Raw genomic sequence first — 24,291 nt, 5'->3', positions numbered from 1 at the left:
TCCGCCTCACGCCAGCCCCAGCGCGAAGACCGCGAACCCCGCCGCGAACACCCCCGCCAGCACGCGGCGGGCGTTCGCGGCGCGGGTCCCCGCCTGCCACGGCGCCTCGAACCTCCGCGCGTACCGCGCGATCAGCACCAGCAGCCCCGCGAACACCGGCATCCAGGCGACCCGCGCCAGGATCCAGCCGAGCGTGTCGGGACCCGTGGTCAGCCCGGGCACCGCACCGGCGAACGACGCGGGCACCGCCGCCGCCAGCATCGCCGTCTGGTGCCAGCACAGGATCGTCATCGCCGACAGGTTGACCACGACGACCGGCGCCCACACCAGCGGCCTGCGCAGCAGGGCGCCGAGCCGGTCGCGCACCAGGATCGCCGCGCCGCTCTGCGCGGCGGCCAGCGCCAGGACCAGCAGCGACGGCGGATGCGAATTGGTGCGCGCCTCGCCCGGCACCCCGACCATCGACGCCGGGTAGTGGAGGACCAGCAGCAGCGCCGCGAACAGGACGCCTCCGCCGACGAGCAGGAACCGGGCACCCCGCTTCCCGATCCGGCCCTCGCCCCAGGAGACGCCGAGCTGGTACGCGAAGAGCCAGCCCGGCAGGATGTTCAGCAGGCTCAGCCAGGACGGCATGCTGTCGGCGAGCGGCCCGTAGCGCAGCAGGTCGACGACGGCGACCGCGCCGAGCAGCGGGGCGGCCGCCCAGGCGCCGAGTCTGCGCGCCGCCCTGATGCAGAACGGCGTCAGCGCGGTGACCACCGCGTACACGCCGACGAACCAGAGCGGCTGGATCACCAGCGTCGAACCGGTCCGCAGCGTGTCGCCCGGCACGCCCAGCGCGGACAGCACCGGGATCAGCACCGCCCACACGGCGGTCACCCCGAGCACCGGCCGGCCGAGCCGGGCCATCCGGCCCCGCAGCCAGACCGCCGTGGTGGACCTCCGCCGGCGGTACGAGAGCACCGAGGCGTATCCGCCGACCAGGAAGAAGACGCCCAGCATCTGAAGCACCCAGCTGAACGGGGCGAGCCCGCCGAAGGCCGAGAGCGGACTGGCGTTGTGCAGCGCGCCGCCGCCGTCGAGCCGGAATCCGCCGAGCAGCCAGTGCCCGGTGGGCACGGCGAGCAGGGCCAGGGCGCGCAGACCGTCGACGGCACGGTCGCGGTGGGCGGGGGTACGGGCATCGATACGGGAGGCCAGGGCTCGCAGGCTCATCGCGGGCCCCCTTCCGCGTACGAGGCCACGGCGTACGGGCCGTCCACGGCGAACGTGCCGTCCGCGATCGCGGCGAAGGCCCGGAGCGATTCGGTGCCCGGGGCGAAGTAGCCCGTGTGCCCGTGGGCGTCCTCGGCGGGCACCCGGCGGGCGCCGAACGCGGCCGAGGCCGGGTCCTCACCGTGGCCCAGTCCGGCGAACTCGACGTTCGGCACGTCGTCGATCCAGTCGTCGGGGTCCTTGGCGGCCCACACCCGCGCACCGGTGTGCAGATCGCCGACGTCGTCCGCGCGCATCCCGGGCGAGCCGAGCACGACCAGGTCGGTGGCGCGCAGCCGGGACGCGGCGAGGCCGCAGACGACGGAGCCGTAGCTGTGGCAGAACACCACGGGCGCGGGCACCCCGTCGGCCGCCAGCCCGTCCGTGAACCGGGTCAGCCGGTCCGCGCCGGCCTCGGCGAGCGAGCCGGTCGCGGCGTCCACCCCGACGCCGACGGGGGTGGTGTACCCGGCCCAGGCGATCACCGCGCTGTCCCGGCCGGTCTGCGCGTACAGCGACTTGGCCATGCCGGCCGGGGTGCCGTACACGTCGTTCGTGCGGTCGAAGGTCCCGGCGTCGATGTCCGAGCCGGGCACGACGACCGACACCCGGTGCGCGGTGCTCAGATCACCGAAGACCTCCGCCACTTGGCCGCGACCGCGCGGGTCGAACGCCAGGATCTGCCGCTGCGGATCGGCGGCGAGGCTCGCGTACCGGGGGTCGGGATCGGCCTTCAGGGCAAGGGCGTTGGCCAGGTAGCGTAGTTCGAGGGGTGCGCCGTCCAGGTTTCCGACGACGAGCGGATGCCGGACGGCCAGCGTCCGGCGGTCCTTCTCGCTCAACCCCCGGAAGAACAGTGCCACTTGTGCGGGAGTGTCCCGTGCCGGATCGGGCAGCTCCCGCCCCAGTACGTGATCCGAACGCCAGGCCGCGGTGCCGGGCGGCGGGCCCGTCAGGGCGTGTTGGGCGTTCCCCGATGCCCAGCCGGCCGTCCCGGCCACGACGGTCGTCGCCAGGGCGACCGCGACCAAAGTCCTCGCATAGCGGCGCATCGGACCCTCCCTCTCCGGCTGAACCGGCTTCCGCACGCCGTTCGGCGCGTCGGAGAGGAAGGTAGGAAGACGACGGGTGCGGGAGCGTCACACCGGGGGGCCAACTGCGGGGTGATACCCGGGTAGGGGGTGTACGGGGTGCGCGGGGGCGTCCGGCGGCTGCTGCCGCTCTGTCCTGCCGCTCTGTCCTCAGCCGCCGGACGGGCCGGGCGTGCCCGGTACCACCAGTCCCGCCTCGTACGCGAAGATCACGGCCTGCGCGCGGTCGCGCAGGTCCAGCTTGGCCAGCACACGACCGATGTGGGTCTTCACCGTCTGCTCCGCCAGCACCAGATGCCCCGCGATCTCCTGGTTCGACAGCCCGCGGGCGATCAGCTCCAGCACCTCGGTCTCGCGCGGCGTCAGTCCGTTCAGCCGCAGGGCCGCTCCGCCGCGCGCGGCTCCGGACGGCCGCTGCCGGGCGAAGTCCGCGATCAGACGCCGCGTCACGGACGGCGCCAGCAGCGCGTCGCCGGACGCCACCACCCGGACCGCCGAGATCAGGTCCGCCGGAGGGGCGTCCTTCAGCAGGAAGCCGGACGCCCCGGCGCGCAGCGCCTCGTACACGTAGTCGTCCACGTCGAACGTGGTCAGCATCAGCACCTTCGGCACGTGCACCACACCGGCCGGCGGGTTCAGGAGTTCGCGGGCCGCCGCGAGGCCGTCCATCTCGGGCATCCGCACGTCCATCAGGACCACGTCCGGGTGGGTGTGGCGGCTGACGTCGACGCCCTGGCGCCCGTCGGGCGCCTCGCCGACCACGTCGATGTCGGTCTGTGCCGACAGCAGCGCCGCGAATCCCGCCCGCACCATGGCCTGGTCGTCGACGATGATCACGCGGATGGTCACGGGTCCTCCGGATGCAGGGGCGGGGCGGAAGAAGCAGCAGGGGCGGAAGAGGCAGGGGAGGCGGGAGGGGGTGAGGGCGGGGGCAGGGGCAGGCGTGCGGCCACCCGGAAGCCGCCGTCCGGCAGCGGGCCGGTGTCCAGCGTGCCGCCGGTCAACCGTACGCGTTCGCGCATGCCGACCAGGCCGTGTCCGGTCCCCGTCGTCTCCAGCGGAGTGTGCGGAGCGAGGGACGAACCCGCGCGCTCCGGCGGCCCGTTGACGACGAGCACCGTCAGATGGGCGCCGTCCGAGCTCACCGACACCCGGGCCGGGGCGCCGGACGCGTGCCGGACCACGTTCGCCAGCGCCTCCTGCACGATCCGGTACGCGGACAGGTCCACCGTCTGCGGCACACCCGTCAGCCCGGCGGGCAGCGACAGTTCGACCGGCTGCCCGGACCGCACCGTCGCCTCCACCAGCTGCTGGAGCCGGTCGAGGCCCGGCTGGGGCGCCCGCTCGCCCTCCGTGCCCTCACTGCGCAGGACCACCAGCAGCCGCCGCATCTCACCGAGGGACTCGCGCGCGCTCGCGGCGATCGCGCCGAACTCCTCGCGCGCCTCGTCCGACAGCCCCTCCAGCCGGTACGGGGCGGAGTCCGCCTGGACCGTGATCACCGACATGTGGTGGGCGACCACGTCGTGGAGTTCGCGGGCGATCCTGGTGCGTTCCTCCAGCAGCGTGCGCCGCGCCCGCTCGGCCTCGCTGATGGTCTCCTGCTCGGCGAGGCGGCGCTGGGCGTCGCCCCGTTCCCGTACCGTCGCGCCGATCACCAGCACCACGGCGCCGAGGATGACCAGCAGGAGCGAGTTGTCGGTGCCGCGGTGGGAGGAGACCAGGAACAGGACGAGCCCCGCGATGCCGGTCGCCAGCCAGACGCCGATCAGCGCCTGCCGCCGCTCGCGCAGCGCCAGCGCCAGGAGCAGGAAGAGGTAGCCGACGAGGCCGGGCGGCGTCCACGGCCAGGCGTTGCTCTGCCCGCCCTCCTGCCCGAACAGCACGATCGCGCCCAGGATCTGGGCCGGGAAGACGATCCACCAGGCCTGCAGCGGGCGGTGCGCCAGCATCAGGAACGGGGCGGCCTGCGCGACGGCGAGCCCTCCCGCGATGCCACCGCTCAGGCCGTACTGGCCGGTCAGGACGGTGATCGTGACCGGGATGAAGACCGCGGCGAGCCCCACGACGACGACATAGGGCAGCATCCGCTGCCACCGCTTGGGGGCGGTGGCCAGGAACGGTGTCGGGGGGTGCGACGGGTGGGACAGCGCGTGGCCGATCTCGCGCAGATTGCGCAGGGCGGCGCTCAGCAGACCGTCCGCCGGCGGGTGCGGGGGAGCGGTCGGCGGCGATGACGGCGGGTGCGGGGAGGATGTGGGCATGGCCTGATCAGGGTAGGCAGCGAAGCCGTCCGGCGGCGTCATACCGGGGTCCCGGTCTGCCGCCGCGCGTCTCGTACGGGGGTATCACCCCGCCGGTACGGAAGAGGCGGGGGCGGCACCCGCCGGTGCCGAGGGGCGGCCGCGGGCCGGGGGCCCCGGACCGCCGCCGCTACAGCTCGGCGAGCAGCTGTGCCTTCTTCGCGCGGAACTCGTCGTCCGTCACCAGACCCGCCTGGTGCAGCTCCCCGAGGTGGCGGATCCGCTCGGCGATGTCCGCCGGGTCCCGGCGTCCCGCGCCCACCAGGGCGGCCGCGGCCGCTACGGGCGTGGTCTGTTTCCTGCGCACGGATTCCAGTACGGCAGCGGCGAAGGGCAGCGACTCGTGCACCGGGCCGTAGCCGAGGCCGAAGATCACCGCGGCCGGGTCCTGATCGGCCCGGGCCGGACGGGCCGCCGCCGGCGGCACGCTCGGCGCGGTGCTCGTCAGCAGACCCGACCCCGGGCCGGCGGCCGGGCCGGTGCCCGCACCGGTGACCGGACCCGCGCCCTCCAGTCCGCGCGGCACCAGCCGCAGATACCCCTCGAGGGCCTCGGGAGAACGCCACTCGACGCCGCTCAGCTCCGTGACCGGAAACGTCTGGTCGCCGGCCTTCCACTTCTCGGACGAGGCACCCGTCCAGAACCACCTGAAGGAGATCCGGTCCCCGTCGAAGCTGGCTCTGCCGTCGTAGGCCTTGAAGTGCATCGGTGCCTCGGGGGCTGCGACCATGAACCGGTCGGCGGGCTCGCCCGCCTCGGGGCCCAGCCGGGCGCGCAGCTCGTCCGCGTAGTACTCGGCGAGCGTCTCCCGTTCGCCCGGGAGCACCAGGCGGTACGGGTCGCAGCCGTCCTTCAGCTGCCCGGCCGCCGCCTCCAGCAGGGGGTCGGCACCCGGTCTCGGGACCGCACGCAGCACCACCGTGCCCCGCTTGCCCGGGGTGAGCGTCACCGACGACAGCGCGGCGTGCGGGACGCGGCGCTCACGCAGGCTCTGGAGGAGCCTCGGCGTACGGATACCCCGTTCGAAGCGGATGAGCACGGAGTCGGTGTCGAACTCCCAGGTGGCATGAATTCCGGCCAGCACATCACCCATGTGCCTCATCGTATGCGGCACTTGCCCGCTCGTCCCCCCTCGGAGTACCCGGCAATTCGCGGTCCGGCACGGTTCTCTACGCGCGTCAGACCGTCTCGCCGCCGGAAATCTGTTCGTGGCAGCCGCTGTCGGCCCGTGCACACGTCACCGCGGCATAGGCGCCCGTACCGATCGCGGCGAAGTTGCCGAGGCTCTCGGTACCCGGCTCGAAATAGCCGCTGTGACCGACCGCGTCACCCGCCGACGCGATCCGCGCGCCGAAGTCCGGATCGACCGGGTCGGCCCCGTGGCCCAGCCCTCCGACCTCCAGGTTCGGCACGTCCGCGATCCAGTCGTCGCGGTCCCGCATCGCCCACACATTGGCCCGGGTGTGCAGCTCGCCGGCGTTGTCGGCACGCATGCCGGGGCTGCCCGCGACCGCGATGTCCGTCACTCGTGGAGGCAGTCGGTCCGCGGCCACACCGCACAGGACGGAGCCGTAGCTGTGGCAGAACAACGAGACGGGCGCGGTCCCCGGGAGCGCCCCGACGAGCGCGTCGAGGCGGACCGCCCCGCGCTCGGCGAGATTGCCCAGTGCCGCGTCCATGCCGATGCCCGCGGGTGCGGTGTAGTCGGCCCAGGCGATCACCGCGGTCCGCACACCGGGGTGTGCGGAGTGCTCGGCCGCGTACAGCGACTTGGCCATGCCGACGGGAGCGGCGTTGGTCTTTCTCCCCGTGCGCTCCAGCGTGAGCAGGTTGGTGTCGACGCCCGGGACGATCACCGAGACCCGTTCGGCGCGGTCGAGGTCGCCGAACACCTCGGCGGCGTGGCCCCGCCCGGACGGGTCGAACGCGAGGAAGTGCCGGTCGTCGGCGAGCATCGAGCGGAAGCGGTCCACCCGGCGGACCGCCTCGGCCCGGCCGTCCGGGGAGAGCCGCGGGTCGTGCACCCGCGTCTGCTCGGCGGTGCGGGCCTGTTGCAGCGCCAGCCGGTTCGCCCGATAGCGCAGGGTGACCGGGGCGCCGTTCAGATTCCCCACCACCAGCGGGTACTTGCGGGCCAGCCCGGTGCGCTGGGTGTCCGTGAGCGCGGCGAAGAAGTGCGCCAGCTTGTAGGGCGGCGCGTCGGGCGCGGGGAGCGCCTGGCCCGCTATCGATCCCTTGGCCCAGGAGGCGAGTGCGACGGTGCGTGGCTCGTCGGAGCGTTGGTGACGCACGGCGGTCCACCCGGTGGTCGCCAGCATCACGAACACGACCGCGATGGCGAGAAGAGCGCGCCAGGCGGTGAGCGTGGGGGAGGAGTCGAAGGAAGTCACTTCGGCCCACATTAGGAGACGCGCGTAAGGCGCTGTTAAGGGGGTGACACACATCACCCGTCGGCGGGGAATGGAATGCCGTTTCCCTCACGCTGTGTACCGCCTTGCGCCACGCTCCGCCGCGCTCGGCGCAGCGTGAGTGCCGCAGCAGGGCGCTGTCGCACGCCTGTTGTGACGTCGGTCATGTGTGCGCCTGAGGCGTGCGGCACACGCCTCGGACGAGGGGGGCCGCCTCGGGCGGGTGTGCGTGCCAGTCACCGGCGAGGGCCGGACCGAGCTGGTCCAGATACTGCTCGGTCAGCGCCCGCAGCGAGTCCATGCTGCCGTCGCAGCCCCGCCCCCACAGCTGCCCGGTCACCCGCATCACCCCGGAGAACGCGGCGACGGCGACCCTCGGCCGCGGGTCCCGCGCGAGGTCCAGGCCCTCGCGGTCGGCGATCAGCCCGGCGATCTGTTCCTCCAGGGCGACGCCGCGGCGCATGTGCGCGGCGAGCAGCGAGGGCGTCGATTCGATCATCTGATAGGTCCGCATGTGGAGTTCGACCGGGATGATGGCCTCGATGGCCTCGCCGATACTGTTCCAGGCGCACAGCACCGCGCGGCGCATGGCCTCGAAAGGGGCTTCCGCGGCGGGACGTTGACGCAGTTCGAGAAGGAAGCGCGACTCCACCATGTCCTGCACGGCGAAGACGACCGACTCCTTGCCCGCGAAGTAGCGGAAGAAGGTGCGCTGGGAGACCTCGACGGCGTCGGCGATCTCGTCGACGGTGGTCTCCTCGTACCCCTGGGTGGTGAAGAGGCCGAGGGCGGCGTTGAGCAGGGCGTCCCGGGTGCGTTGCTTCTTCCGTTCGCGCAGCCCGGCCCGATGGCCTGCGGCTCGCTGCCCTTCGGTCACTGAAGTGATCCTCTTTCCCCTGCTTTGTCCGGCTCACCTTACCTGTGAGCTACGTGACAGTTACCGACTTGTGAATTGGTTTGTCAACTGTCAGCGGCTGACACTAATCTCCCGCGTATGACTAGTCAGCCCACCCTCGAGAAGGCTTCGCGGGAACCCCAGGAACCCCTCGCCCCCGCACCCGCGAAGGGGTTGCGCGGCCACCCCTGGCTGACGCTCTTCTCCGTGGCCATCGGCGTGATGATGGTCGCGCTCGACGGCACGATCGTCGCGATCGCCAACCCCGCGATCCAGCAGGACCTCGGCGCCTCGCTCGCCGACGTCCAGTGGATCACCAATGGCTACATGCTCGCGCTCGCGGTCTCCCTGATCACCGCGGGCAAGCTCGGTGACCGGTTCGGCCACCGCCAGACCTTCCTCATAGGCGTCGTGGGCTTCGCCGCGGCATCCGGGGCCATCGGCCTCTCCAACAGCGTCGTCCTGGTGATCACCTTCCGGGTGCTGCAGGGCCTCTTCGGTGCCCTGCTGATGCCGGCCGCGCTCGGCCTGCTGCGGGCCACCTTCCCGGCCGAGAAGCTGAACATGGCGATCGGCATCTGGGGCATGGTGATCGGCGCCTCGACCGCGGGCGGCCCGATCCTGGGCGGCGTGCTCGTGGAGCACGTCAGCTGGCAGTCCGTCTTCTTCATCAACGTGCCGGTCGGCGTGATCGCCCTCGTGCTGGGTGCGCTGATCCTCAAGGACCACCGCGCCGCGAACGCGCCGCGCTCCTTCGACATCGCCGGCATCGTGCTGCTCTCGACGGCGATGTTCTGCCTGATCTGGGCGCTCATCAAGGGCTCGGAGTGGGGCTGGGGCGACGTCAGGACCGTCGGCTTCCTGGTCGGTGCCGTCGTCCTGTTCATCGGCTTCGCCCTGGTCCAGCAGCGCGTCAGGGAACCGCTGATCCCGCTGGCGATGTTCCGCTCCGTGCCGCTCTCCGCCGGCACGGTCCTGATGGTGCTGATGGCGTTCGCCTTCATGGGCGGCCTGTTCTTCGTCACCTTCTACCTGCAGAACGTGCACGGTCTCAGCCCCGTCGACAGCGGACTGCACCTGCTGCCGCTGACCGGCATGATGATCGTCGCCTCGCCGCTCGCCGGCTTCCTGATCACCAAGTTCGGCCCGCGGGTCCCGCTCGTCGGCGGCATGGTGTGCACCGCGATCGCGTGCTTCGGCATGTCCCAGCTGACCATCGGCACCGGCACCGTGACCATGTCGATCTGGTTCGGTCTGCTCGGCCTCGGCCTCGCCCCGGTCATGGTCGGCGCCACCGAGGTCATCGTCGGCAACGCCCCGATGGAGCTCTCCGGTGTCGCCGGCGGTCTCCAGCAGGCCGCCATGCAGGTCGGCGGCAGCCTCGGTACGGCGGTGCTGGGCGCGGTCATGGCGGCCAGGGTCGACGCCGACCTCGCCGGCAACTGGAAGGAAGCCCAGCTTCCGCCGCTCTCCCCGGCCCAGCTGGAGCAGGCGTCCTCCGCCGTCAAGGTCGGCATGCCGCCCGTCGCCAAGGACACCCCGCCGGAGATCGCCGGGAAGATCGCGGGCGTCGCCCACGACACCTTCGTCTCGGGCATGAGCACCGCGTTCATGGTCGCGGGCATCGTCGCCGTCATCGCCGCGCTGGTCGCCACCCTGACCAAGCGCGGGGAGAACGCCGAGGCGGGCGTGGGCGCCGGTCACATCTGACCGGTCCCCGACGGCGCCGTCAGGCGTCAACACAGTGCGTACGACAGCCCCGCCGGAACGTTCCGGCGGGGCTGTCGCCTATCAGGGTGGTCCCGCCCCCGGACCCCTTCCCGTACCGCCGCCGGGCGGCTCAGGGTGAACGCGGAAGATCCACATCGACACGGGGGCTGATTCCTATGCGTACGACCGTTGTCGCGGCCGCCCTGGCCGCCACCGCACTCATCCCGCAGGCTCCGGTCCAGGCCGTGTCCGGCCGGCTCGGGGACTGCGGGAGCGGCCAGCTCTGTCTCTGGGCGAAACCGGACTTCACCGGCGCCCGGCAGGTCCACGAACTCTCCACCGTCGACATCGAGAGCTGCGTACCGCTGAAGGCGGGTGCCACCGTCCAGGCCCTGGCCAACCGCACGGGCCGGCCCGTCACCACCTACCAGTCGGCGGAGTGCGACGAGACCGGCGAGTTCGACACCTACCCGGGGGACGGCACCTGGGCCCCGCGCACCCCGTACCAGGTACGGGCCTTCAAGATCTGGGAGAACTGACCGCACGGAAAAGGCCGCGGGGCGGGCGGGAGCCGTCCGGCTCCCGCCCGCCCCGCGGCCGTTCGATCGTCCGTGGCTACGCGTCGCCGCCCGCCGCGCCCGGATCGGCCGCCGTCACGTCCAGCAGGTCGTACCGGTCGACCGCCGTCTTCAGCGCCGAACGGTCGATCTTCCCCTCCTTGGCGAGCTCCGTGAGCACCGCCAGGACGATTGACTGCGCGTCGATGTGGAAGAACCGCCGGGCCGCGCCACGCGTGTCCGCGAAGCCGAAGCCGTCCGCGCCCAGCGACTGGTACGCACCGGGCACCCAGCGCGCGATCTGGTCCGGCACGGACCGCATCCAGTCCGAGACCGCCACGAACGGACCCTGCGCACCGGACAGCTTGCGCGTCACGTACGGGACGCGCTGCTCCTCCTCCGGGTGCAGCAGGTTGTACCGCTCCACGTCCACGGCCTCGCGCCGCAGCTCGTTCCAGGAGGTCGCCGACCAGACGTCCGCCTTCACGTTCCACTCGTCGGCGAGGATCCGCTGCGCCTCGATCGCCCAGGGGACCGCCACACCGGACGCCATGATCTGGGCCGGGATCTCGCCCTTCTCACCCTTGCTGTAGCGGTGGACGCCCGCCAGGATGCCCTCCACGTCCACGTCCGCGGGCTCGGCCGGGTGCTGGATCGGCTCGTTGTACACGGTGAGGTAGTAGAAGACGTCCTCGTTCTCCTCGGGCGTCCCGCCGTACATCCGGCGCAGACCGTCCTTGACGATGTGCGCGATCTCGTACCCGAACGCCGGGTCGTACGCGACACAGCCCGGGTTGGTCGACGCGAGCAGCTGCGAGTGGCCGTCCGCGTGCTGCAGACCCTCGCCCGTCAGCGTCGTACGGCCGGCGGTCGCACCCAGCACGAAACCGCGCGCGAGCTGGTCGGCCATCTGCCAGAACTGGTCACCCGTGCGCTGGAAACCGAACATCGAGTAGAAGACGTACACCGGGATCAGCGGCTCGCCGTGCGTGGCGTACGCCGAACCCGCGGCGATCAGCGAGGCCGTACAGCCCGCCTCGGAGATGCCGTCGTGCAGCATCTGCCCGGTCGGCGACTCCTTGTACGCGAGCAGCAGATCGCGGTCCACCGACTCGTACTGCTGACCCAGCGGGTTGTAGATCTTCGCGCTCGGGAAGAACGCGTCCATGCCGAAGGTGCGGTACTCGTCGGGTGCGATCAGCACGAAACGCTTGCCGATCTCCTTGTCCCGCATGAGGTCCTTCAGGATGCGGACGAACGCCATGGTGGTGGCGATCGACTGCTGACCCGAACCCTTCTTCGCGGTCGCGTACGTCTTGTCCTCGGGCAGGACCAGCGGCTTCGCCCGCACCACCCGGGTCGGGACGTAACCGCCCAGACCCTTGCGGCGGTCGTGCATGTACTGGATCTCCTCCGAGTCGCGGCCCGGGTGGTAGTACGGCGGGTTGCCGTCCTCCAGCTGCGCGTCCGCGATCGGGATGTGCAGCCGGTCCCGGAAACGCTTCAGGTCCTCGGCGGTGAGCTTCTTCATCTGGTGGGTCGCGTTGCGGCCCTCGAAGTTCGGCCCCAGCGTCCAGCCCTTGACCGTCTGCGCCAGGATCACCGTCGGCTGGCCCTTGTGGGCCTTGGCCGCCGCGTACGCCGCGTAGACCTTCTTGTGGTCGTGACCGCCGCGCCCCAGGTGCAGGATCTGCTGGTCGGTCATGTCCTTGACCATGTCCCGCAGCCGCGGGTCGTCACCGAAGAAGTGATCACGGATGTACGCACCCGTCTCGGTGGCGTACGTCTGGAACTGGCCGTCCGGCGTGGTGTTCAGCTTGTTGACCAGGATGCCCGTGCGGTCCTGCGCCAGCAGCGGGTCCCAGGAGCGGTCCCAGACCAGCTTGATGACGTTCCACCCGGCGCCGCGGAACTGCGACTCCAGCTCCTGGATGACCTTGCCGTTGCCGCGCACCGGGCCGTCGAGGCGCTGCAGGTTGCAGTTGACGACGAAGGTCAGGTTGTCCAGGCCCTCACGGGCGGCGATGGACAGCTGGCCCAGCGACTCCGGCTCGTCCATCTCGCCGTCGCCGAGATACGCCCAGACGTGCGAATCGGAGGTGTCGGCGATGCCGCGCGCCTCCATGTAGCGGTTCATCCGCGCCTGGTAGATCGCGCCGAGCGGGCCCAGGCCCATCGACACGGTCGGGAACTCCCAGAAGTCCGGCATCAGCCGCGGGTGCGGGTAGCTGGACAGCCCGTTCGGCGCCTTCGACTTCTCCTGGCGGAACGCGTCGAGCTGCGCCTCGCTCAGCCGGTCCAGCAGGAAGGCGCGGGCGTAGATCCCGGGGGAGGCGTGCCCCTGGAAGAAGATCTGGTCGCCGCCGCGCCCGTCGTCCTTGCCGCGGAAGAAGTGGTTGAAACCCACGTCGTACAGCGAGGCGGACGAGGCGAACGTGGCGATGTGACCGCCCACGCCGATCCCCGGACGCTGCGCCCGCGACACCATCACCGCCGCGTTCCAGCGGGTCGCGTTGAGGACCTTGCGCTCGATCTCCTCGTCGCCGGGGAAGAACGGCTCGTCCTTCGTGGCGATCGTGTTCACGTAGTCCGTGCTGCGCATCTCCGGCACGGCGACACGCTTCTCGCGCGCGCGCTCGATGAGCCGGAGCATGAGGTAGCGGGCCCGCTCACGGCCTCGCTCGTCGACGGCGGCGTCGAGGGAGTCGAGCCATTCCTGGGTCTCTTCGGGATCGAAATCCGGGACCTGACTCGGAAGGCCGCCAATGATGATCGGGTTGCGATCGGATCCGGAAGCCACGCTGTTCCTTCGCTGTTCGGTGCTGCTCTACGGGGCCTGGTAACGGGAGTCACGCCCCCGGGACATCTGCGCGTACGCCATCCCATCGTGTACCGCGAGGACGTAAACGTCATCTCTACCGAGAGGTAACCACCGGCTTTCGCGACACCGTGCCCCGAGGGGCGCACGGGCCGCGCCGGAGCGGGATTCCGGCCGGTCGGGAGGCATCGGGCAGGATGGGTCGGGCGAAACCGCAACCATACGCCCAAGGGGTCCAAACGTTCCCGAATGCTGTTCGACTCCGTTTGCCGGACCGATACCGCATAAGCTGTTCAAGGACGTAAAGGGTGTGGACGGCAGCGCCGGCTCCCGCAGGGGACCCGCCGACAAGGCGGCGACGTGGCAGGAAACGTCACCGTTTAGGCGGTCTCGTACGCTGGGTACTTGCGCGATCCGCCGCTCCCGTGTGGACTACGGCCAACGCCCCGCGCACGCGCGTGGCTGAAGCATTTTCCGAAACATGATCAGGAGGCAACCCGTGAGCGCGACCGCGGACCACGCGGAGGAGCGGACCAACCCGGCAGCACGCCTGGGGTTCGAGCCCGGACAGGTGGTCCAGGAGATCGGCTACGACGACGACGTCGAGCTGGAGCTCCGTGAGGGCATTGAGGCCACTACCGGCCAGGATCTCGTCGATGAGGAGTACGACGACGTCGCAGACGTCGTCCTGCTCTGGTTCCGCGACGAGGACGGCGACCTTACGGACGCGCTGGTGGATGCCATTGGTCTGCTCGAGGACGGCGGTACGGTCTGGCTGATGACGCCGAAGACCGGCCGTGACGGATACGTCGAGCCGAGCGACATCAACGAGGCTGCCCAGACAGCCGGTCTCGCCCAGACCAAGAGCATCAGTGCGGGCAAGGACTGGACGGGCAGCCGTCTGGTCACGCCGAAGGCGGCCAAGGCCAAGCGCTGAACCGCACTCGCCCCTGAAGGCCCCCGACGGCGACACGCCGTCCGGGGCCTTCGTACATTCCCCGCCGTCCCCCTCCCCATCCCCTTCCTCCCCCGTCCGCAGGAAGCTTCCACGGGTGCCGTACGGCCCCCGCACGGCTCTGCGTAGGGTGGGAGTCACCCGGACGGCCCAGCCCGGGCGACGTAGCGAAGGGACGCGTTTCATGGCGATCGAGGTCGGCACCCAGGCCCCGGATTTCGAGCTCAAGGACAACCACGGCCGGACCGTGAAGCTCTCCGACTTCCGTGGTGAGAAGAACGTGGTGCTGCTGTTCTACCCGTTCGCCTTCACCGGGGTCTGCACGGGCGAGCTCTGCGCGCTCCGCGACGAACTGCCCGCGTTCGAGAACGACGACACGCAGCTGATCGCCGTCTCCAACGACTCCATCCACACCCTGCGCGTCTTCGCCGAGCAGGAGGGCCTCGAGTACCCGCTCGTCTCGGACTTCTGGCCGCACGGCGCGACCTCGCGCGCGTACGGCGTCTTCGACGAGGACAAGGGCTGCGCGGTGCGCGGCACCTTCATCATCGACAAGGAGGGCGTGGTGCGCTGGACGGTCGTCAACGGCCTGCCCGACGCGCGCGACCTCAACGACTACGTCAAGGCGCTCGGCGCGCTCTGATCCGAGATCCGGTGGATCTCCGGGCGACCCCCCGCCGAAAGCCTGTTTTGGCCGGGAACCGGTCACTAGGATCCACTCGTTGATCCGATGCCAACACGACGTGGAGGCGCCGGCACCGGCCGGCCCCCAAAGAAACCAATGGGAGGACTCGTGGGAGTCAGCCTCAGCAAGGGCGGCAACGTCTCGCTGACCAAGGCCGCGCCCAACCTGACCGCGGTCATCGTGGGTCTGGGCTGGGACGCTCGTACCACCACCGGCGGAGACTTCGACCTCGACGCCAGCGCCCTGCTCACGAACGCCGAGGGCAAGGTCGGCAACGACGGCAACTTCGTCTTCTTCAACAACCTCAAGAGCCCCGACGGCTCGGTCGAGCACACCGGTGACAACCTCACCGGTGAGGGCGAGGGCGACGACGAGGTCATCAAGGTCAACCTGGCCGGTGTCCCGGCCGACGTCGACAAGATCGTCTTCCCGGTCTCGATCTACGAGGCCGAGTCCCGGCAGCAGAGCTTCGGCCAGGTGCGCAACGCGTACATCCGCGTGGTCAACCAGGCGGACAACACCGAGCTCGCGCGCTACGACCTGAGCGAGGACGCCTCGACGGAGACCGCGATGGTCTTCGGCGAGCTCTACCGCAACGGTGCGGAGTGGAAGTTCCGCGCCATCGGCCAGGGCTACGCCTCGGGTCTGCGCGGCATCGCGCAGGACTTCGGCGTCAACGTCTAGCAGGACCCGTCCGGGGCCGCGTGCGCGCGGCCCCGGACGGCACCAGCACGTCCCGTCCGGCGCCGCACCCCGTGCGGCGCCGGACGCGCTCAGCCGACGGATTCACCGGTCTCGGCATCGGCCGGCGGATCCGCCGGTTCCACACACGGTTCATCGACTCGGGGAGGACACACCATGGGCGTCACGCTCGCCAAGGGAGGCAATGTCTCCCTCTCCAAGGCCGCACCCAATCTCACCCAGGTGCTGATCGGGCTCGGCTGGGACGCACGATCCACGACGGGGGCGGACTTCGACCTCGACGCCAGCGCACTGCTGTGCCAGTCGGGCCGGGTGCTCGGCGACGAATGGTTCGTGTTCTACAACAACCTCACGAGTCCCGACGGCTCCGTGGAGCACACCGGTGACAACCTCACGGGTGAGGGCGAGGGCGACGACGAGTCGGTCATCGTGCATCTCGACCAGGTGCCGGCCCACTGCGACAAGATCGTCTTTCCGGTCTCGATCCACGAGGCCGACAATCGCGGTCAGACATTCGGCCAGGTCAGCAATGCGTTCATCCGCGTGGTCAACCAGGCCGACGGCCAGGAACTCGCGCGTTACGACCTCAGCGAGGACGCCTCGACGGAGACAGCGATGATCTTCGGCGAGCTCTACCGCTACAACGGCGAGTGGAAGTTCCGTGCAGTCGGGCAGGGGTACGCGTCGGGGCTGCGGGGCATCGCTCTAGACTTCGGGGTCAACGTTTCGTAAAGCCGCGCACGGCGCGGGGGAGCCCCGTGCTCTTCGGGGGAGACCCGTTACATACATGATGGGGTAGCCAGTGGTTCTGAAAACCTTCGGCTGGTCGTTCGCGATTACCGCGATCGGTCTGGTCGCAGCGTGGTTCTACGGGGGGTGGGAAGCCTTCGGAGTGGTGGCGATCCTTTCCGTCCTGGAGATCTCGCTGTCCTTCGACAACGCGGTGATCAACGCCGGAATCCTGAAGAAGATGAGTGCCTTCTGGCAGAAGATCTTCCTCACGGTCGGCGTGCTCATCGCGGTCTTCGGTATGCGGCTGGTATTCCCCGTCGTGATCGTGGCCATCACCGCCAAACTGGGACCGATCGAGGCGATCGATCTTTCCTTCAACGACCCGGACCGCTACAAGGAACTGGTCACCGACGCCCACCCGGCGATCGCCGCCTTCGGTGGCATGTTCCTGCTCATGATCTTCCTCGACTTCATCTTCGAGGACCGTGACATCCAGTGGCTGCGCTGGATCGAGCGCCCGCTCGCCAAGCTCGGCAAGGTCGACATGCTGTCGGTCTGCATCGCCCTGATCGTCCTCCTGATCTCGGCCATGACCTTCGCGACCCAGGCGCACCAGCACGGCGGCGGACACGCGGACAAGGCCGAGACGGTCATGCTCGCCGGCATCGCCGGTCTGATCACGTACCTCATCGTCGGCGGTCTCTCCGGCTTCTTCGAGAACAAGCTCGAGGAAGAGGAGGAACGCGAGCACGAGGCGGAGGAGGAGGCCAGGCGGACCGGCAAGAAGATCTCCGCGGTCGCCCTCTCCGGCAAGGCCGCGTTCTTCATGTTCCTCTACCTGGAAGTGCTCGACGCGTCCTTCTCGTTCGACGGTGTCATCGGCGCCTTCGCTGTCACCAACGAGATCGTGCTGATGGCGCTGGGCCTCGGTATCGGTGCCATGTACGTCCGTTCGCTCACGGTCTACCTGGTCCGCCAGGGCACCCTGGACGACTACGTCTACCTGGAGCACGGCGCGCACTACGCGATCGGCGCCCTGTCGATCATCCTGCTCGTCACGATCCAGTACGAGATCCACGAGCTCATCACCGGTCTCGTCGGTGTCGTCCTGATCGCCTGGTCCTTCTGGTCCTCGGTCCGGCGCAACAAGGCCATCGAGGCCGACGGCGGTGAAGGCAGTACGGAAGTCTCCGCCGGGGTGTGACCCGGTAGGGATTGAGGAACGCTCTCTGCGGGGCGGCTCGTGCGGCAACGGTTGTGGGGAACACCATGACCGGCCCGGAGCCGCCCCGCAGTGGTGCGTGCGTCGCGTGTGCCGCATGCGACGGGTGCGGGGCCGAGAGGTGTGGGGGTTGGCATGGCGTTCTGGAACAGCCTGTGGCCGGGGCGGGAAGCGCAGTTCGAGTCGGGCAACTCGGCGACGAGCTCCATCGTGCTCTCCAGGAGGCACGCCACGGTCTCGCTGACCAAACAAGGGGCACTGACCGGCAATCTGCGGGTCAACCTCTCCTGGCAGATGCGTTCGTCCGACATCGAGGGCCGGTCACGGCAGAGCGGCCGGCTGCTGCGGCCGCTCAAGCTCTTCAAGCCCGACGTGGTCCAGGCGCACACGCAGGGCGTGGTCAACGTCGACCTGGACCTCGGCTGCATGTACGAGCTGGCGGACGGGACGAAGGGCGTGGTGCAGCCGCTCGGCAATCTGATCGGCGATCTGAACGGCCCGCCGTTCATCCGGCTCAGCGGTGACGACCGCTTCGGGGCGCCGTCCGGGGAGACCGTCTACGTCAACCTCGACCAGCGCGAGCAGATCAAGCGGATGCTGTTCTTCGTCTACATCTACGACCAGACCCCGGCCTTCGACCGCACCCACGCCAAGGTGACGCTCTACCCGGGCAACGGTCCGCGCATCGAGATCGAGCTGGACGAACGGGCCCCGCAGGCCCGCTCCTGCGCGGTGTTCACGGTGGAGAACATCAAGGACGAGCTGATCGTGCGGCGCGAGGTGAAGTTCGTGTACGGCTTCCAGTCGGAGCTGGACCGGCTGTACGGCTACGGCATGCAGTGGGGGCGCGGCTACAAGACCAGGGCGTAGCCGCGCCTGTCGCCCTCCGGTCCGGATCCGGTCCGGAGGCGTACGGACGGGGCCGGGTCAGGGCCGTATGAACTGCGGCCCCTGCGGTGGCAGGACGAAGTTCGGGTCGGGCGCGTGGGCGGCCGCCGCCGCGGGCTGCGGATAGCCGTAGGCGGGCTGTGCGGAGGACGGCTGGGGGTAGCCGTACGCGGGCTGCGGCGCGGGCTGGGCAGGAGCCGCGGCGGGCTGCGGGTAGCCGTACGCGGGCTGCTGGTGCTGGACCGTGGCCTGCGAGTCCGGGCCGGGTGCCGGTGCGGGCGGGAAGGCGGGGGCGGGCGGCGGGGTCGGACCGGGGTCGGCCGCGGTCTCGTCCACCGAAATCCCGAAGGCCGTCGCGAGACCGACGAGACCGGTCGGATAGCCCTGTCCCACGGCCCGGAATTTCCAGCCATCGCCGCGCCGGTAGAGCTCGCCGCAGATGATGGCGGTCTCCTCGCCCGTCTCCGGCCGCACGTCGAACACGGCGAGCGGCTCGCCGCCCGACGCGGCGGCGTCGTAGAGCAGGATGCGGAGGTCGCGCACCTGCTCGAAGGCGGCCCCGTCGGACGACGCGGCGATGACGACCTGGTCGACCGAGGGGTCGAGTGCGTTCAGGTCGGCCTCGATGGTGTCCGTCAGCCCCTCGGCCAGGCTGCGCTTCGGCAGCCGTCGTACCAGGCCGGAGGGGTGGCGGGGCTGGTTGTAGAAGACGAAGTCCTCGTCGGAGCGCACGCGGCCGCCGGCTCCGAGCAGCAGGGCTGAGGCGTCGACGTCCGGCACCCCGGAGCCCGGGGTCCAGCGCAGCACGGCCCGTACGGCCATGGCGTCGAGGGGGACGTTCGAGCCTTTCACCATCGCGTGCGTCATGCCGGTCATCCTGCCTGCTGGCAGCCCCTGCGGACAACGCGGGGGTCGCAAGCCGTGTCTCGCCGAAATGTCGGAACGGGCGCCTCCGCGCCCTTCGGAACCATCGCGAAATGGACGAGTTACCCGGAATTCATGCGGACAGGGAACTGCCGACACCCGTCCGTACGTACTATTACCGGCCACACGTTGTCCGGTCGGTCAGGGAGTACGGGGGGAATCACATGCGTCATTTCGGGCATATTGCGCCTGCTGCGAGGGGCGATCTGTTCTTCCGGGAACCGTGTGACTTCGACGCCGGCTCCCCGGCCCCCGTCCTCGCGGCCGCCCTGGGCGCCACGCTCTACAGCCCCGCCACGCGGCCCGCGCTCGCCGACGACGTCATCAAGCAGGCCGCCCGCGGTGTCGTCTCCATGGTGCTGTGCCTGGAGGATTCGATCGACGACTCCGAGGTGGCCGACGCCGAGGAGAACCTGGTCAGGCAGTTCGCCGATCTGGCCGGGCGCGACGGGGTGCTGCCGCTGCTGTTCATCCGGGTCCGTGAACCGCACCAGATCACCGACCTGGTGCGCCGGCTCGGCGAGTCCGCCCGATTGTTGTCCGGTTTCGTACTTCCCAAGTTCACGCACGAGCGTGGTGTGCCGTTCATGGAGGCCCTCACCAAGGCCGAGGCCGAGGGCGTCGACGGGCTGCGGCTCTTCGCCATGCCCGTGCTGGAATCCCCCGAACTGCTGCACCTGGAGACCAGGCGGGAAGTCCTCCACAAGATCGCCCGCACCGTCGACACCTACCGTGACCGGGTGCTCGCGCTGCGGCTCGGCGTCACCGACTTCTGCTCGGCGTACGGACTGCGCCGGGCACCCGACATGACGGCGTACGACGTCCGGATCGTCGGCGACGTCATCGCCGACGTGGTCAACGTGCTGGGCCGGGCGGACGGGACGGGCTTCACGATCACCGGCCCCGTCTGGGAGTACTTCAGACTCCAGGAGCGCATGTTCAAGCCACAGCTGCGCCGCAGTCCCTTCCTGGAGGGCCGGGCGGAGGAACTGCGCACCGCGCTGATCGAGCACGACCTGGACGGGCTGCTGCGGGAGATCGAGCTCGACCGGGCCAACGGCCTGCTCGGCAAGACCTGTATCCACCCCTCGCACGTGGCCCCCGTGCACGCGCTGTCGGTGGTCAGCCATGAGGAGTTCAGCGACGCGCAGGACATCCTGCGGCCGGAGCGGGGCGGCGGCGGGGTGCTGCGCTCCTCGTACACGAACAAGATGAACGAGGTGAAGCCGCACCGCGCCTGGGCCGAGCGCACACTGCGGCGGGCCGAGGTCTTCGGCGTGGCGAAGGAGGACGTCGGCTTCGTGGACCTGCTGGCGGCGAGCCTCGCGGAGTGAGCGGAGCAGGTGCGCGGGTTCCCCCGGGCCCCGGACGGGCCCGCAGGTGCGGGTGCGCGGGGCGCGTGATGCTTGATGCGCGGGTCCGGTGAGCGGGCGCGTGATGCTTGATGGACGACGGGCCCCGGTAGGCGGGCGCGTGGCAGGCCGACGGAAAGAGACGACGAACGTGGTGTGGTCGGGTAGCTGGGTCGCGGAGCGGCTGGGCGTCGAGCTGGTGGGCGACGGGGAGCTCCGTGAGCTGTTGGGCCTCGCCCTGCGGCGCAACCCCAAGCGGGCACATCTGCTCGTGTCCAACGTGCTCGGCAAGCACGTGCCGCAGCGCCCGTCGGTCGTGTACGGCGCCGGTTTCGAGCTCGGCCGCCGGGTGCGCGACCTGCTCGGCGATGCCGGGGCGCGCGAGGCGGTTGTGCTGGGCTACGCCGAGACGGCCACCGGCCTCGGCCACGCGGTCGCCGACGGGCTGGGCGATGCGACCTACCTCCACTCGACGCGACGCCCCGTCGAGGGCGTGGCACGGGCGGGCGGCTTCGAGGAGGCGCACTCGCACGCCACCTCGCACCTGCTGCTGCCGGAGGACCCGGACCTGCTGGGGAACGGCGAGGAGGGCTCCTCCGGTGCGACGCTCGTCCTCGTGGACGACGAGTTCTCCACCGGCAACACCGTCCTCAACACCATCCGCGACCTGCACGAGCGCTGCCCCCGCAGCCGGTACGTCATCGTGGCGCTGGTCGACATGCGCTCACCGGCCGACCGCGGGCGGCTCGCGGAGTTCGCCGCGGAGATCGGTGCCCGCATCGACCTGGTGGCGAGGAACACGGGCACGGTGGGCCTCCCGGAGGGCGTCCTGGAGAAGGGACAGGCCCTGGTCGCGGAGCAGGAGGCGCTGCGGCCCCCCGCGTCGACGTCCGGCGACGGGAAGCTGCCCGGCACCCTCCGCCCCGGTGCGCGCGTGGACCTTCAGTGGCCCGCAGGAGTACCCGACGGCGGCCGGCACGGCTTCACCCCGGCACACCGCGCGGTCCTGGAACCCGCCCTCCCGGCCATGGCGGACCGCATCGCGCAGGCGCTGGACGAGCGGATGCCGGCCGAGCGGATGCCGTCCGGGCAGGCACCGCACGAGGAGACAGGTGCAGGGCAGCCCCGCCGGATCCTGGTCCTCGGCTTCGAGGAGCTGATGTACGCGCCCCTGCGCCTGGGCACCGCCCTGGAGGCGCGTACGGGCACCGGCGCTGACGCCCGTACCGGCGCTGACGCCCGTACCGGCGCTGACGCCCGTACCGGCTCGGACGCGCGCTACGAGGTCCGTTACTCCACCACGACCCGCTCCCCGGTCCTCGCCGTGGACGACCCGGGTTACGCGATACGCACCCGCCTGGTCTTCCCGGCCCACGACGACCCGGCCGACGGCCCCGGCGACCGGTACGCGTACAACGTCGCGGGCGCCGGCTTCGACGCCGTCGTCCTCGTCGTCGACTCGACCGCGGACACCCCCGCCCTGCACGCCCCTGGCGGCCTGCTGCACCAGCTGGCCGCACACACCGGCACGGTCCTGCTGGCGGTGGTCCCCTCGTACGTACCGTCCGGGGCCGCGACCGCCGTACCCGCCGAGTCCCCCACCTCGGTACCGACCCCGGCCCACGCCCCCGAACGGCAGGAAGACTCCGCCATGCTGCCCGAGCCCCTCCGCGGCCCCGCCTTCTCCTCCTACGCGCCGGACGAGGTCGGCTGGCTGCTCCAGGACCTCTCGGACACCGAGCTGGAGGCGCCCACCGAGGAGCGCGAGGAGGCGATACAGAGCGGTGGCGCGCACTACGCCGAATCGCTGCCGGTGGAGTACCAGCCGTCCGAGCAGTACCAGGACCTGTTCAAGGCGGCCCTGGACCTGTCGGCGGCCCGCATCGCACGCGCCGTCGGCACGGTCACCGAGACGGTCCTCGCCGAGCGCGGCCCGCGCCCCGTCCTGGTCTCGCTGGCCCGGGCCGGCACCCCCGTCGGCGTACTGATGCGCCGCTGGGCCCGGCTCCGGCGCGGTGCCGACCTGCCGCACTACGCCGTCTCGATCGTGCGGGGCCGCGGGATCGACGCCAACGCCCTGCGCTGGCTGGCCGCCCACCACAACCCGGCCGATGTCGTCTTCGTCGACGGCTGGACGGGCAAGGGTGCCATCACCCGCGAACTGGCGGCGGCCATCGCCGAGTTCGAGGAGTCCGACGGCACGGAGGGCTTCAACCCGGAGATCGCGGTGCTGGCCGACCCGGGCGGCTGCGTCCGCACGTACGGCACCCGCGAGGACTTCCTGATCCCGTCCGCCTGCCTCAACTCCACGGTCTCCGGACTGATCTCCCGTACGGTGCTGCGCTCCGACCTGGTCGGACCGGACGACTTCCACGGTGCGAAGTTCTACCGCGAGCTGGCCGGATCGGACGTCTCCGGCCACTTCCTCGACACCGTCACCGACCGGTTCGACGAGGTCGCCGACGCCGTGGACGCCGAGGTGAAGGAACTGCTGACGGCCGACCGCGCCCCGACCTGGGAGGGCTGGGCCGCGGTGGAGCGCATCAGCGAGGAGTACGGCATCCACGACGTGAATCTGGTCAAGCCGGGTGTCGGCGAGACGACCCGGGTCCTGCTGCGGCGCGTCCCGTGGAAGATCCTCGCCAAGCGGGGCGCGGGAGCGGACCTGGAACACATCAGGCTGCTCGCCGTGCAGCGCGGCGTACCGGTCGAGGAGGTCGACGAACTCCCGTACACCTGCGTCGGGTTGATCCACCCGAAGTACACGCGCGGGGCGACGGGCGCTGACGGCAGGGCGGTGGAGTCCAAGTGACCACCCATCCGGCGCCCGCACCCTCCCCCCGGCCGGCGTCCCCCGTGACGCTGGTCGCCAGCGACCTCGACCGCACCCTCATCTACTCGGCGGCGGCCCTCCAGCTCCCGATGCCGGACGCCGAGGCACCTCGGCTGCTCTGCGTCGAGGTGTACGAGGGAAAGCCGCTCTCGTACGTGACGGAGACGGCCGCAGCGCTGCTCGCCGAACTGACGGACGCCCCGTCCACGGTCTTCGTACCGACCACCACCCGCACCCGTGAGCAGTACCACCGCATCCATCTCCCGGGCCGTGCGGCCGAGTTCGCGATCTGCGCCAACGGCGGGCACATCCTGGTGGACGGCGAGTCCGACCGGGACTGGCAGCGGACCGTGGCCGGCCGGCTGGCCGAGGAGTGCGCCTCGCTCGCCGAGGTCCGCGCCCACCTCGTCGCCGCGGCGGACCCCGCCTGGCTGCTCAAGGAACGGGTCGCCGAGGACCTCTTCGCCTACCTCGTCGTGGACCGGACCCAGCTCCCGCCGGACTGGACGAAGGAACTCGCCGCATGGGCGGATCCGCGCGGCTGGACCGTGTCGCTCCAGGGCCGCAAGATCTACGTCGTGCCGCGCCCGCTCACCAAGAGCGCGGCCATGCGCGAGGTCGCCCGCCGCACCGGCGCCACGCTCACCCTGGCCGCAGGCGACTCCCTCCTCGACGCCGACCTGTTGCTCGCCGCCGACCGGGGCTGGCGCCCCGGCCACGGCGAACTCGCCGACGCCGGCTGGAACGCCGCGCACGTGGAGGTGACCGCCGAGAGCGGTGTGGCGGCGGGCGAGGAGATCCTGCGACGCTTCCTGCGGACGGCGCGCACGGACGCGGTGGCCGGCGCGGGCGTCCCCGTCCCCGACTCCCTGACGACGCGCCGCTGAAATCGCTCGAACCGGTCCGGCGCGGCGACTACAGTCACCGCGTTCCCGCCCGTCGGGGGAGCGCGTGGCCGAACA

Annotated in this window: 20 protein-coding genes; 11 read left to right on the top strand and 9 right to left on the bottom strand. The window is 70.8% G+C overall.

Annotated features, from left to right (window positions below):
- Window positions 1-6 precede the first annotated feature (6 nt).
- From OG408_RS12495 to OG408_RS12465, 7 genes are all read right to left on the bottom strand, one after another.
- On the bottom strand, window positions 7-1,215 hold the full coding sequence (locus OG408_RS12495) for an acyltransferase family protein (protein ID WP_326669867.1): 1,209 nt from the start codon (window positions 1,213-1,215) through the stop codon (window positions 7-9).
- Window positions 1,212-2,306, bottom strand: coding sequence for an alpha/beta hydrolase (locus OG408_RS12490; RefSeq protein ID WP_326669865.1), 1,095 nt, complete (start codon window positions 2,304-2,306; stop codon window positions 1,212-1,214). Before OG408_RS12490 ends, OG408_RS12495 begins: the two co-directional genes overlap by 4 nt.
- 189 nt (window positions 2,307-2,495) lie before the next feature.
- On the bottom strand, window positions 2,496-3,194 hold the full coding sequence (locus OG408_RS12485) for a response regulator (RefSeq protein ID WP_266778402.1): 699 nt from the start codon (window positions 3,192-3,194) through the stop codon (window positions 2,496-2,498).
- On the bottom strand, window positions 3,191-4,609 hold the full coding sequence (locus OG408_RS12480) for a sensor histidine kinase (protein ID WP_266778400.1): 1,419 nt from the start codon (window positions 4,607-4,609) through the stop codon (window positions 3,191-3,193). The genes OG408_RS12485 and OG408_RS12480 overlap by 4 nt, the downstream gene beginning before the upstream one ends.
- 169 nt (window positions 4,610-4,778) lie before the next feature.
- Window positions 4,779-5,741 (bottom strand): DUF4429 domain-containing protein, encoded by a 963-nt coding sequence (locus OG408_RS12475; RefSeq protein ID WP_285570209.1) that lies wholly within the window; start codon window positions 5,739-5,741, stop codon window positions 4,779-4,781.
- Window positions 5,742-5,826: 85 nt separating this feature from the next.
- Window positions 5,827-7,038: an alpha/beta hydrolase gene (locus tag OG408_RS12470; RefSeq protein ID WP_266778396.1), complete on the bottom strand. Its 1,212-nt coding sequence runs from the start codon at window positions 7,036-7,038 to the stop codon at window positions 5,827-5,829.
- 181 nt (window positions 7,039-7,219) lie between these two features.
- On the bottom strand, window positions 7,220-7,933 hold the full coding sequence (locus OG408_RS12465) for a TetR family transcriptional regulator (RefSeq protein ID WP_266778394.1): 714 nt from the start codon (window positions 7,931-7,933) through the stop codon (window positions 7,220-7,222).
- 117 nt (window positions 7,934-8,050) lie between these two features.
- Here OG408_RS12465 and OG408_RS12460 point away from each other — a divergent pair, with 117 nt between their 5' ends.
- Window positions 8,051-9,661 carry an MFS transporter gene (locus OG408_RS12460; protein ID WP_285570213.1) on the top strand — a complete coding sequence of 537 codons (1,611 nt, stop codon included), beginning with the start codon at window positions 8,051-8,053 and terminating at the stop codon, window positions 9,659-9,661.
- 176 nt (window positions 9,662-9,837) lie between these two features.
- Entirely contained in the window at window positions 9,838-10,200 is a 363-nt protein-coding gene (locus OG408_RS12455) for a peptidase inhibitor family I36 protein (protein ID WP_266778390.1), read from the top strand.
- Between the two features lie 76 nt (window positions 10,201-10,276).
- Here the strand turns inward: OG408_RS12455 and aceE are convergent, their stop codons facing one another.
- Window positions 10,277-13,018 (bottom strand): pyruvate dehydrogenase (acetyl-transferring), homodimeric type, encoded by a 2,742-nt coding sequence (aceE, locus tag OG408_RS12450; protein ID WP_266778388.1) that lies wholly within the window; start codon window positions 13,016-13,018, stop codon window positions 10,277-10,279.
- Between the two features lie 517 nt (window positions 13,019-13,535).
- Between aceE and OG408_RS12445 the strand changes: the two genes are divergently transcribed.
- From OG408_RS12445 to OG408_RS12420, 6 genes are all read left to right on the top strand, one after another.
- The gene (locus OG408_RS12445) at window positions 13,536-13,973 is read left to right on the top strand and encodes a DUF3052 domain-containing protein (protein WP_148017457.1); all 438 of its coding nucleotides are present in this window, start codon (window positions 13,536-13,538) and stop codon (window positions 13,971-13,973) included.
- A 202-nt stretch (window positions 13,974-14,175) separates the two neighbouring features.
- Window positions 14,176-14,634 carry a peroxiredoxin gene (locus OG408_RS12440; RefSeq protein ID WP_266778383.1) on the top strand — a complete coding sequence of 153 codons (459 nt, stop codon included), beginning with the start codon at window positions 14,176-14,178 and terminating at the stop codon, window positions 14,632-14,634.
- Window positions 14,635-14,784: 150 nt separating this feature from the next.
- Complete coding sequence (locus OG408_RS12435) at window positions 14,785-15,360, top strand: TerD family protein (protein ID WP_219572022.1); 576 nt, start codon at window positions 14,785-14,787, stop codon at window positions 15,358-15,360.
- A 174-nt stretch (window positions 15,361-15,534) separates the two neighbouring features.
- Window positions 15,535-16,110, top strand: coding sequence for a TerD family protein (locus OG408_RS12430; RefSeq protein WP_266778377.1), 576 nt, complete (start codon window positions 15,535-15,537; stop codon window positions 16,108-16,110).
- Window positions 16,111-16,180: 70 nt separating this feature from the next.
- Complete coding sequence (locus tag OG408_RS12425) at window positions 16,181-17,314, top strand: DUF475 domain-containing protein (RefSeq protein WP_266778375.1); 1,134 nt, start codon at window positions 16,181-16,183, stop codon at window positions 17,312-17,314.
- 153 nt (window positions 17,315-17,467) lie between these two features.
- Complete coding sequence (locus OG408_RS12420; protein ID WP_285565290.1) at window positions 17,468-18,202, top strand: TerD family protein; 735 nt, start codon at window positions 17,468-17,470, stop codon at window positions 18,200-18,202.
- 57 nt (window positions 18,203-18,259) lie between these two features.
- On the opposite strand, the gene OG408_RS12415 is transcribed toward OG408_RS12420, so the two are convergent.
- Complete coding sequence (locus tag OG408_RS12415; RefSeq protein ID WP_266778371.1) at window positions 18,260-19,087, bottom strand: TerD family protein; 828 nt, start codon at window positions 19,085-19,087, stop codon at window positions 18,260-18,262.
- A gap of 221 nt (window positions 19,088-19,308) precedes the next feature.
- Here OG408_RS12415 and OG408_RS12410 point away from each other — a divergent pair, with 221 nt between their 5' ends.
- From OG408_RS12410 to OG408_RS12400, 3 genes are all read left to right on the top strand, one after another.
- Window positions 19,309-20,478, top strand: a complete 1,170-nt coding sequence (locus tag OG408_RS12410) for an HpcH/HpaI aldolase/citrate lyase family protein (protein ID WP_266778369.1) — start codon at window positions 19,309-19,311, stop codon at window positions 20,476-20,478.
- Window positions 20,479-20,581: 103 nt separating this feature from the next.
- On the top strand, window positions 20,582-23,308 hold the full coding sequence (locus tag OG408_RS12405; protein ID WP_442806025.1) for a phosphoribosyltransferase: 2,727 nt from the start codon (window positions 20,582-20,584) through the stop codon (window positions 23,306-23,308).
- Window positions 23,305-24,216 (top strand): HAD family hydrolase, encoded by a 912-nt coding sequence (locus OG408_RS12400; protein WP_326669856.1) that lies wholly within the window; start codon window positions 23,305-23,307, stop codon window positions 24,214-24,216. Before OG408_RS12405 ends, OG408_RS12400 begins: the two co-directional genes overlap by 4 nt.
- The last annotated feature ends 75 nt before the right edge of the window (window positions 24,217-24,291 follow it).

Source organism: Streptomyces sp. NBC_01257 (assembly GCF_035917255.1).
In the GTDB taxonomy this organism is placed as follows: Bacteria; Actinomycetota; Actinomycetes; order Streptomycetales; family Streptomycetaceae; genus Streptomyces.
Note: the sequence above shows the minus strand (reverse complement) of the source record. Positions and strands in the feature narration are given on the sequence as shown.